We start from the raw sequence: 9351 nt of genomic DNA on the forward strand, positions 1-9351 counted from the left end.
CGATCGCCGCCAGGGCGCGCGCGGCGGGCGTGCCCGTGATCGGCGACATCGAGCTTTTCGCGCAGGCGCGGACGTCGCTGCCGCCGCACAAGGTGGTCGGGATCACCGGCACCAACGGCAAGTCGACGACGACCGCGCTCGTCCACCACATCCTGAAGACCGCCGGCGTGCCGACGACGATGGGCGGCAATATCGGCCTCCCCATCCTCGCCCAGGACCCGCTGCCCGCAGGCGGCGTCTACGTGCTGGAACTCTCCAGCTACCAGATCGACCTCACCTTCAGCCTCGATTGCGATGTGGCGATGCTGCTCAATGTGACCCCGGATCATCTGGATCGGTACGAGAGCTTCGGAGCCTATGCGGCTTCAAAGGCGCGCTTGTTCGAGATGCAGCGTGCAGGCCAGCACGCTTATGCAGGGAGAGAGAATGGCGTCATCTCGAAAGTAGCCGAAGATTGGGGCGCAATCCCGATCGACGTTGATGAGCTAGACGCAGAACTGTTCGGAGAGCAGAGTGAGTGGCCCGCCCTTCAAGGTCCGCACAACAAGAAGAACGCTGCCGCGGCGCGAATAGCAGCCTTCATGACCGGCCTGGTGAGCTTTCACGACATTCGTGAGGCCCTTCGCACCTATCCCGGTCTCCCGCACCGCATGGAGCGGGTTGCCGAGCGGGACGGCATCCTCTTCGTCAACGACAGCAAGGCGACCAATCCGGATTCGACCGCCCCGGCGCTGGTCGCTTATCCGGACGTGCACTGGATCGTCGGGGGGCTGGCCAAGACCAAGGATTTGGGCCCCTGCGCGGAGCAGCTCGGCCATGTCCGGGCTGCTTATACGATCGGCGAATCAGGGCCGATGTTTGCGCATCTGCTTGCGGGTAAAGTGCCGGTGACTCAGTCGATCGTGCTTGACCGCGCGGTGAGGGACGCGGCCGGCGCCGCCAAGCCGGGCGAGGTCGTTCTGCTCTCGCCAGCTTGCGCCTCGTTCGACCAGTTCCGCGACTATGAGCAGCGCGGCCAGGCGTTCCGCGAGGCGGTGGAGGCGCTGCCATGAGCACCAACGCCGTCCAAGCCAACAAGGCCGCCCGGCTCGGCCGCTCGGACCGGAGCGCATTGGGCCGCTGGTTCTGGGAGATCGACAAGCTCCTCCTGATCCTCGTCGCGGTCTTGATCTCGATCGGGCTGATCGCGGTCGCCGCCGCCTCGCCCGCCGCCGCCGAGCGCTATTCGGGGGGCGGGATCACCTTCCCGCCGCTCTATCATTTCTACCGGCAGCTCTTCTGGCTCACGCTCGCGGTGCCGGTGATGATCGGCGTCTCGATGCTGTCGCGGCCGATGGCGCGGCGGCTTTCGATCCTCGGCGCGATCGTTTTCACCATCCTCCTCTTTCTCGTGCCCTTGATCGGCGCCGAGGTGAACGGCGCGCGGCGGTGGATCGGCGTGGGGATCAGCCAGTTCCAGCCGTCGGAGTTCCTGAAGCCGCTCTATATCGTCGCGATCGCCTGGCTGCTTTCGCTGAAGGAGAAGGACGCCTCGTTGCCGATGGTGCCGCTGACGGCGGTGATCACCGGCGTCATCGCGCTGCTTTTGATGCAGCAGCCCAATTTCGGCGAGACGATCATCTTCGTCGTCGCCTGGGTGCTCCTGCTCACCCTGTCCGGCGCGCCGATGCGCTTCCTCTATGTCCTCGGCGCGGCGGGTCTCGCCGCGATCGTGCTCGCTTACTTCTTCTACGACGTCGCCAGGATGCGGATCGACGGCTTCCTCTTCTCCGAAGGGGACACCTATCAGGTCGAGGCGGCGCTCAGCACGCTCACCGCGGGCGGCCTGTTCGGCGCCGGGCCGGGGGCGGGGACGCGCAAATTCTCGCTGCCCGAGCCGCACACCGATTACATCTTCTCGGTGATCGGCGAGGAGTTCGGCATCATCGCCTGTCTCGCCATCGCGATCCTCTACATGACGATCGTCGCCCGGGTGCTGATCCGGCTGCTGCACGAGGAGGACAAGTTCGTCGTCCTCGCCGCCGCCGGCCTGGTCTGCCAGTTCGGGCTGCAGGCGTTCATCAACATGGCGGTCAACGTCCATATCGCCCCATCCAAGGGCATGACCCTGCCGTTCATCTCCTATGGCGGCTCGTCGATGATCGCGCTTTCGATGGGCTTCGGCCTGCTGCTCGCCTTCACCCGGCGCAATCCCTTCCTGCACCGCTCGCCCTATGTGGTGAAGAGGAGCGGGCCGCGATGATGTCGCGCCACTATGTCCTCGCCGCGGGCGGCACCGGCGGGCACATGATGCCCGCCCACGCGCTCGCCGAGGAATTGCTGAGCCGGGGCCACCGCGTCGCGCTGGTCACCGACGACCGCGGCGCGCGCATCCCCGGCCTGTTCGAGCGGGTGCAGGTCCACATCCTTCCCGCCGGGCGGCTGTCGGGCGGACCGATCGGCTGGCTGCGCGCGGCCAGGTCGATCATGACCGGGCGGGCGATGGCGCTGCGCCTCTACGAGACCTTCCAGCCCTCCGCCGTGGTCGGCTTCGGCGGCTACCCGGCTTTCCCGGCTCTGCTCGCGGCCCGGCGCGACCGCATCCCGACCGCGATCCACGAGCAGAATGCGGTGCTCGGCCGAGTCAACCGGCTGGTCGCCGCCAAGGTCGATGCGATCGCCACCTCCTATGCCGAGGTCGACCGGCTGCCGAGCAATGCCAAGGACAAGGTCCATCTCGTCGGCAATCCGGTGCGCGACGAGGTGCTGGCGCTGCGCGACCAACCCTATCCGCCGCTCGCCGAGGACGGCATCTTCCGCCTGCTCGTCACCGGCGGCAGCCAGGGCGCCTCGATCCTCTCCGACGTCGTACCGGAGGGGCTGGCCTTGCTCCCCGAGCATTTCCGCCGCCGGCTGCAGGTCACCCAACAATGCCGCGCCGAGGATATCGAGCAGGTCCGCGCCCGCTACGCCGCGCTCGGCATCCCCGCCGATCTCGCCACCTATCTGCCGGACCTGCCAGAGCGGCTCGCCTGGTCGCACCTCGTCGTCGCCCGCGCCGGCGCTTCGACCATCGCCGAGCTGACCGCCGCCGGCCGCCCCGCCATCCTGATCCCGCTCCCAAGCGCGACCGACGATCATCAGACCGCCAATGCCCGCGAAATGGCCAAGGCGGGCGGCGCGCGCGCGATCCCGCAGAGCCGGTTCACGCCGGTCGAGCTCGCCAAGCAGATGCAGAAGCTGGGCCTCGAGCCGCAGGCGCTCGCCAATGCCGCTGCGCGCGCCCGTTCCGTCGGACACCCGGACGCCGCCCGCGCGCTCGCCGACCTGGTCGAGCGGATCGGCCAGCATCCCGGCGCGGAGCCGCAGTTTGTTCGGGAGAATGTTCTTCAACCGATGCCGAACGGAGTGCCGGCATGAGGGGCGTGGGCACCGACATTGGCACGATCCACTTCGTCGGCATCGGCGGCATCGGCATGTCGGGCATCGCCGAGGTGATGAAGATTCTCGGCTATCAGGTGCAGGGCTCGGATCTCGCCGAGGGCTATGTCGTCGAGGGGCTGCGCGCGAAAGGCATCCCCGTCGCGATCGGCCATGATGCCGACAATCTCGGCGACGCCGCCGTCGTCGTCGTCTCGACGGCGATCGGCAAGGACAATCCCGAGGTCGCCGCCGCCTATGAGCGGCGCATCCCGGTCGTCCGCCGCGCCGAGATGCTCGCCGAGCTGATGCGGCTCAAGTCCACGGTCGCGGTGGCGGGGACTCACGGCAAGACGACGACGACCTCGATGATCGCCGCCTTGCTCGACGCGGGCGGGATCGATCCCACCGTGATCAACGGGGGCATCATCAACGCCTACGGCTCCAATGCGCGGCTCGGCAAGTCGGACTGGATGGTGGTCGAGGCGGACGAGAGCGACGGCAGCTTCCTCCGCCTCGACGGCACGATCGCGGTCGTCACCAATATCGATCCTGAGCATCTCGATCATTATGGCGGGTTCGAGGCGGTGAAGGACGCCTTCGTCGCCTTCATCGAGAACGTGCCCTTCTACGGCGCCGCCTTGCTCTGCGTCGATCACCCGGAAGTGCAGGGGATCATCCCGCGCCTGCGCGACCGGCGCGTCGTTACTTACGGCTTCGCCGCCCAGGCGGACGTGCGCGGCGAGAATGTCGTGCCCGTGCCCGGCGGCAACCGCTTCGACGTCTCCCTGCGCAACCGCGCTGGAGCGGTGCGCACGATCGAAGGCATCAAGCTTCCCATGCCCGGCCGCCACAACGTCCAGAACGCGCTCGCCGCGATCGGCGTCGCGGCGGAAATGGGCATCGCGGACGAGGTGATCGCGCGCGGTTTCGAGAAGTTCGACGGGGTCAAGCGCCGCTTCACCCGCGTCGGCAAGGTCGACGGGGTGACGATCATCGACGATTACGGCCACCATCCGGTCGAGATCAAAGCGGTGCTTTCCGCCGCCCGCGAAGGCGCCGAGGGCAGGGTGATCGCGGTCGTCCAGCCGCACCGCTACACCAGGCTCGAGGCGCTGATGGACGAGTTCCAGGGCGCCTTCAACGACGCCGACCTCGTCCTCGTCGCCCCGGTCTATGCCGCGGGCGAGGCGCCGATCCCCGGGATCGATCACGAGGCTTTGGTCGAGGGCCTCAAGGAGCGGGGCCATCTCGGCGCCCATGTGGTGAGCGACCTCGACGATCTCTGCGCCAAGCTCAAGGACCTCGCCGCGCCCGGCGACATGGTGATCTGCCTCGGCGCGGGGGACATCACCAAATGGGCCGCGGGCCTCGCCGACGGCCTCTGCAAGGCGAGGGCGGCGGCATGAGCGCGGTGGCGGAGCTTCCCCGCGTGCGCGGCCGCTTGACCGCCGACGCGCCGCTCGCGCCTCTGGTCTGGTTCAAGTCGGGCGGCCGGGCCGAATGGCTGTTCGAGCCCAAGGACGCCGACGATCTGAGCGAATTCCTCGCCGGGCTCGATCCGTCGGTGCCGGTGATGGGCCTCGGCCTCGGCTCCAACCTGATCGTCCGCGACGGCGGCGTGCCGGGCGTCGTCGTCCGTCTCGGCAAGGCCTTCGCGCGGGTCGAGCCGGTCGACTCGACGACGCTCAACTGCGGCGGCGGCGCCAGCGGCATCCTCGTCTCCTCGACCGCGCGCGACGCCGGCATCGCGGGCCTCGAATTCCTCCGCTCGATCCCCGGCACGGTCGGCGGCTTCGTCCGAATGAACGGCGGCGCCTATGGCCGCGAGGTCAGGGACATCCTCGTCGAGTGCGAAGTGGTGCTCCGCGACGGCCGCCGCCGGACGCTGCCGCTCGCCGAGCTCGGTTACACCTATCGCCACAGCGAGCTGCCCGGCGGCTGCATCGTCGTCGGCGCCACCTTCCGCGGCGCGCCGGGCGAGCCCAAGGCGATCCAGGCCGAGATGGACCGGATCGCGGCCGAGCGCGAGGCGTCGCAGCCGCTGCGCTCGCGCACCGGCGGCTCGACCTTCAAGAACCCGCCCGGGACCAAGGCCTGGAAGCTGATCGACGCGGCCGGCTGCCGGGGCCTCACCATCGGGGACGCCCAGGTGTCGGAGAAGCATTGCAACTTCCTCCTCAATCTCGGCGGCGCCAGCTCGGCCGAGATCGAGGGCCTGGGCGAGGAGGTCCGGCGCCGGGTCAGGGCCGACGCGGGCCTCGAGCTGGAATGGGAGATTCAAAGGGTGGGAGTGGCTTGATGGCGCTTATCGTCATCCCGGCGAAGGCCGGGATCTCAGGACGAAAGGTCACGGCGGGTCTCCCTGAGGCCCCGGCCTTCGCCGGGGTGACGGCCTGTGGGGGCCGTCATGCGTAAGCTTCATGTCGCGGTGCTGATGGGCGGGTGGTCGGCCGAGCGCGAGGTCTCGCTCGTCACCGGCAACGGCGTTGCCGAGGCGCTCGAAAGCCGTGGCCACAAAGCCACCCGGATCGACATGGGCCGCGACGTCGCCCAGCGCCTCGCCGAGGCCGCGCCGGACGTGGTCTTCAATGCGCTCCACGGCACGCCCGGCGAGGACGGGACGGTGCAGGGCATGCTCGATCTGATGGGCCTGAAATATACCCATTCGGGCCTCGAAACCTCGGTCATCGCGATCGACAAGGAGCTGACCAAGGCTGTGCTCGTCCCCCACGGCATCCGCATGCTGGCGGGCGAGGTGGTCGAGAGCGAGAGCCTGTACGCGGGCGATCCCATGGCCCGGCCCTATGTGCTCAAACCCGTCAACGAAGGCTCGTCCGTCGGCGTCGCGATCGTCACTCGGGACGGCAATTACGGCAACCCGATCGGGCGCGACGTGGAAGGGCCCTGGCTTCATTTCGCGCGGCTGCTCGCGGAACCCTTCATCAAGGGCCGCGAGCTCACCGTCGCGGTGCTCGACGACGCGCCGCTGGCGGTGACCGAGCTCCGGCCCAAATCGGGCTTCTACGATTACGACGCCAAATATACCGACGGCATGACCGAGCATGTCTGTCCGGCCGACATCCCCGCCGAGATTCGCGACTCGGCGCTGGCGATGGCGCTGAAGGCGCACCGGCTGCTCGGCTGCAAGGGCGCCTCGCGCGCCGATTTCCGCTGGGACGACGAGCAAGGCGAAGCAGGCCTCTATCTGCTCGAAATCAACACCCAGCCCGGGATGACGCCCTTGAGCCTTGTCCCGGAGCAGGCGAAGGCGCGGGGGATCGATTATCCGACCCTGGTCGAACGGATCGTGGAGGCGGCATTATGACGGCGCGGGTCGCGCGGGGGAATGCGGCGCGCGGCGGCCGCCGGGGCGGCGGGCGCTCGGTCAACACGCGCCGCGCGAAGAATCCGACCATGCTGGAATCGGTCGGTTTCGCGCCGGGTACGGGGCGGCGGATCAGCAACTGGATCTTCGCCGGGATGATCGCGGCGGTGATCCTGACCCTGATCCTCGCCTTCCGCCTGCCGCAGATCGCCGGCAGCGCGATCGGCGAGGGCGTCGGCAGAGTGGGCTTCACCATGCGCCGGGTCGAGATCCAGGGCGCCGAGCGGGTCTCGCGCCTCGCCATCTACAACGCCGCCTTCGATCAGCCCTCGATGGCGATGCCTTTGGTCGACCTCGCCGCGACGCGCGAGCGCCTGATGGCGTTCGGCTGGATCCGCGAGGCGCGGGTGTCGCGGCGCTGGCCCGATACGCTCGTCGTCGACGTGGTCGAGCGGCGGCCGGCGGCGATCTGGCAGCACAATCGCGAGCTCAACCTGATCGACGCCGAAGGCGTGGTGCTCGAGCCGGTCCGTCTGGACGCCATGCCCGAGCTGCCGCTTGTCGTCGGGCCCGCCGCCAACCGCCATATCGGCGGCCTCGCCACCCTGCTCGACGCGGCGCCGCGGCTGCGGCCGCTCGTCTCCGGGGCGTCCTGGGTCGGCAACCGCCGCTGGGACGTCCGCTTCAGCAGCGGCGAGACGCTCTCGCTGCCCGAAGGCGACGAGCTCGCTCTGGCCGCGATCCGCAGCTTCGCGATGATGGACCAGCAGGGAAGCCTGCTCGGCCGCGGCTATGCCCGGATCGACATGCGCGATCCGCGCCGCACCTATATCCGCGTCTCCGACCGGCCCGGCGCGACCGTGCCGACTTTGGCCTCGCCCGATCCCGGCGCCCCGCCTGAGAATCTGGCGGAGACGATATGAGGGCCGCCTTCGCCACGGGAGCTTCGGCCTGATGCGCCGAGCGCCGCCGCCGCCGGCCGACAAGCTCGTCGCCGCGCTCGACGTCGGCACCTCGAAGGTCTCGGCGATGATCGCCGAGCCGGCGGGCGAGGGGCGGCTGCGCATCCTGGGCACGGGCCAGCGCGAGAGCCGCGGCGTCAAGCGCGGCTTCATCGCCGACATGGAGAAGAGCGAGATCGCGATCCGCGAGGCCGTCGAGCAGGCGGAGCGGATCGCGGGGCTCAGCATCGATCAGGTCTTCGTCGGCTTTTCCGCCGGGGGGCTGGTCAGCAATCTCGCCAGCGTCGAGCTCGCGATCGGTGGACGCCGGATCGAGAATGGGGACATCTCCGCGCTGCTCGACGCCGGCCAGGAGGCGATCGATCCGGAAGGGCGGATGGTCCTTCACGCTTTGCCCGCGCTCTACACGATCGACGGCATGAACGGCGTCAAGCAGCCGCGCGGCCTGCATGCCGACCGGCTCGCCGTCGACATCCACGTCATCGCCGCCGACCCCGCGCCGGTGAAGAATCTCGATCTGTGCGTGCGCTCCGCCCATCTCGGCGTCGAGGCGATCGTCGCCTCGCCGGTCGCCGCCGGCCAGGCCTGCCTCAGCGAGGAGGAGCGCGAGCTCGGCGTCGCTCTGGTCGAGATGGGCGCGGGCGTCACCAACGTCTCCGTCTTCGCCGGCGGCATGCTGGTCGGCCTCAAGGCGATCGCGGCCGGGGGTAGCGACATCACCGACGACATCGCCGCCGCCTTCGGCACGCGCCGCGCCGAGGCGGAGCGGATCAAATGCTTCTACGGCTCGGCGATGACCTCTCCGCGCGACAATCACGACATGATCGAGCTCGCCCCGATCGCCGGCGGGCAGGAAGGGATGGAGGCGACCCGGATCACCCGCGCCCAGCTCGTCACCGTCATCCGCCAGCGGCTCGAGCATATCGTCGCCGAGGTCGAGGCGGCGCTGAAGGCGCTCGGCTTCGCCGGCCCGTTCGGCCGCCAGGTCGTGCTCACCGGCGGCGGCGCCGAATTGAAGGCGATCGCCGATTATGCGCAAGGGGTGCTCGGCCGCGCGGTCAGGATCGGCCGCCCCTCCATGCCCGGCCTGCCCGAGGCGCATAGCGGCCCGGCTTTCTCGACCCTGGCGGGGCTCGCCCAGTTCGCCGCCTCCGACGCGCTCGATCTGCGCACCGGCTTCGCTTCGCCCGGCGCCGACAATCGGCCGCAGGGCAATATGCTGCAGCGCCTGATTGCGACATTTCGGACTCAGTATTGAGAAATCTGGGGAAAACATGACGAGAACGGCAATTTTCACTCGCACCCGGGAATCGCGTCGTGCAAAAGCATCAAGTGCGAGCGCGACGAAGGACGCGGGGCATTGGGAGACGAGAGCATGAGCATCGATTTCATCCGCCCGGAAGTGGAAGAGCTCAGGCCCAGGATCAGCGTGATCGGCGTCGGCGGCGCCGGCGGCAACGCGATCGCCAACATGATCCAGTCCGACGTCCAGGGCGTCGACTTCATCGTCGCCAACACCGATGCCCAGGCGCTCAACCATTCGATGGCCGACCGCAAGATCCAGCTCGGCCCGAAGATCACCCAGGGCCTCGGCGCGGGCTCGCGGCCCGAGATCGGCAAGGCCGCCGCCGAAGAGGCGATCGTCGAGATCGAGCAGGCGCT

8 protein-coding genes and 1 pseudogene are annotated in these 9351 nt (G+C 69.0%); all 9 read left to right on the forward strand.

Annotated features, from left to right (window positions below; translation table 11 throughout):
• Positions 1 to 2 precede the first annotated feature (2 nt).
• Entirely contained in the window at positions 3 to 1052 is a 1050-nt protein-coding gene (gene murD / locus ACT4N8_RS14785) for a UDP-N-acetylmuramoyl-L-alanine--D-glutamate ligase (protein ID WP_444858881.1), read from the forward strand.
• Positions 1049 to 2242 carry an FtsW/RodA/SpoVE family cell cycle protein gene (locus ACT4N8_RS14790; RefSeq protein WP_444858882.1) on the forward strand — a complete coding sequence of 398 codons (1194 nt, stop codon included), beginning with the start codon at positions 1049 to 1051 and terminating at the stop codon, positions 2240 to 2242. The genes murD and ACT4N8_RS14790 overlap by 4 nt, the downstream gene beginning before the upstream one ends.
• Positions 2242 to 3399, forward strand: a complete 1158-nt coding sequence (murG, locus tag ACT4N8_RS14795) for an undecaprenyldiphospho-muramoylpentapeptide beta-N-acetylglucosaminyltransferase (protein ID WP_444858888.1) — start codon at positions 2242 to 2244, stop codon at positions 3397 to 3399. The genes ACT4N8_RS14790 and murG overlap by 1 nt, the downstream gene beginning before the upstream one ends.
• Positions 3396 to 4808 carry a UDP-N-acetylmuramate--L-alanine ligase gene (murC, locus tag ACT4N8_RS14800; protein WP_444858883.1) on the forward strand — a complete coding sequence of 471 codons (1413 nt, stop codon included), beginning with the start codon at positions 3396 to 3398 and terminating at the stop codon, positions 4806 to 4808. The genes murG and murC overlap by 4 nt, the downstream gene beginning before the upstream one ends.
• Positions 4805 to 5701, forward strand: coding sequence for a UDP-N-acetylmuramate dehydrogenase (gene murB, locus ACT4N8_RS14805; protein ID WP_444858884.1), 897 nt, complete (start codon positions 4805 to 4807; stop codon positions 5699 to 5701). The genes murC and murB overlap by 4 nt, the downstream gene beginning before the upstream one ends.
• A 108-nt stretch (positions 5702 to 5809) precedes the next feature.
• Positions 5810 to 6727, forward strand: coding sequence for a D-alanine--D-alanine ligase (locus ACT4N8_RS14810; RefSeq protein ID WP_444858885.1), 918 nt, complete (start codon positions 5810 to 5812; stop codon positions 6725 to 6727).
• Positions 6724 to 7650, forward strand: a complete 927-nt coding sequence (locus ACT4N8_RS14815; RefSeq protein WP_444858886.1) for a cell division protein FtsQ/DivIB — start codon at positions 6724 to 6726, stop codon at positions 7648 to 7650. The genes ACT4N8_RS14810 and ACT4N8_RS14815 overlap by 4 nt, the downstream gene beginning before the upstream one ends.
• A gap of 31 nt (positions 7651 to 7681) precedes the next feature.
• Positions 7682 to 8947, forward strand: coding sequence for a cell division protein FtsA (gene ftsA, locus ACT4N8_RS14820; protein ID WP_444858887.1), 1266 nt, complete (start codon positions 7682 to 7684; stop codon positions 8945 to 8947).
• 117 nt (positions 8948 to 9064) lie between these two features.
• Positions 9065 to 9351 (forward strand): annotated as a pseudogene (locus ACT4N8_RS14825) (cell division protein FtsZ); the annotation flags it as partial.

Origin of the sequence: Sphingosinicella sp., assembly GCF_052387495.1 — a bacterium.
Classification (GTDB): Bacteria; Pseudomonadota; Alphaproteobacteria; order Sphingomonadales; family Sphingomonadaceae; genus Allosphingosinicella.

Excerpts from the sequence above, each read along its gene's own strand:
- ACT4N8_RS14790 (WP_444858882.1), top strand. The coding sequence starts at position 1,049 with ATGAGCACCAACGCCGTCCAAGCCAACAAGGCCGCCCGGCTCGGCCGC.
- murG (WP_444858888.1), top strand. The coding sequence starts at position 2,242 with ATGTCGCGCCACTATGTCCTCGCCGCGGGCGGCACCGGCGGGCACATG.
- murC (WP_444858883.1), top strand. The coding sequence starts at position 3,396 with ATGAGGGGCGTGGGCACCGACATTGGCACGATCCACTTCGTCGGCATC.
- murB (WP_444858884.1), top strand. The coding sequence starts at position 4,805 with ATGAGCGCGGTGGCGGAGCTTCCCCGCGTGCGCGGCCGCTTGACCGCC.
- ACT4N8_RS14810 (WP_444858885.1), top strand. The coding sequence starts at position 5,810 with ATGCGTAAGCTTCATGTCGCGGTGCTGATGGGCGGGTGGTCGGCCGAG.
- ACT4N8_RS14815 (WP_444858886.1), top strand. The coding sequence starts at position 6,724 with ATGACGGCGCGGGTCGCGCGGGGGAATGCGGCGCGCGGCGGCCGCCGG.
- ftsA (WP_444858887.1), top strand. The coding sequence starts at position 7,682 with ATGCGCCGAGCGCCGCCGCCGCCGGCCGACAAGCTCGTCGCCGCGCTC.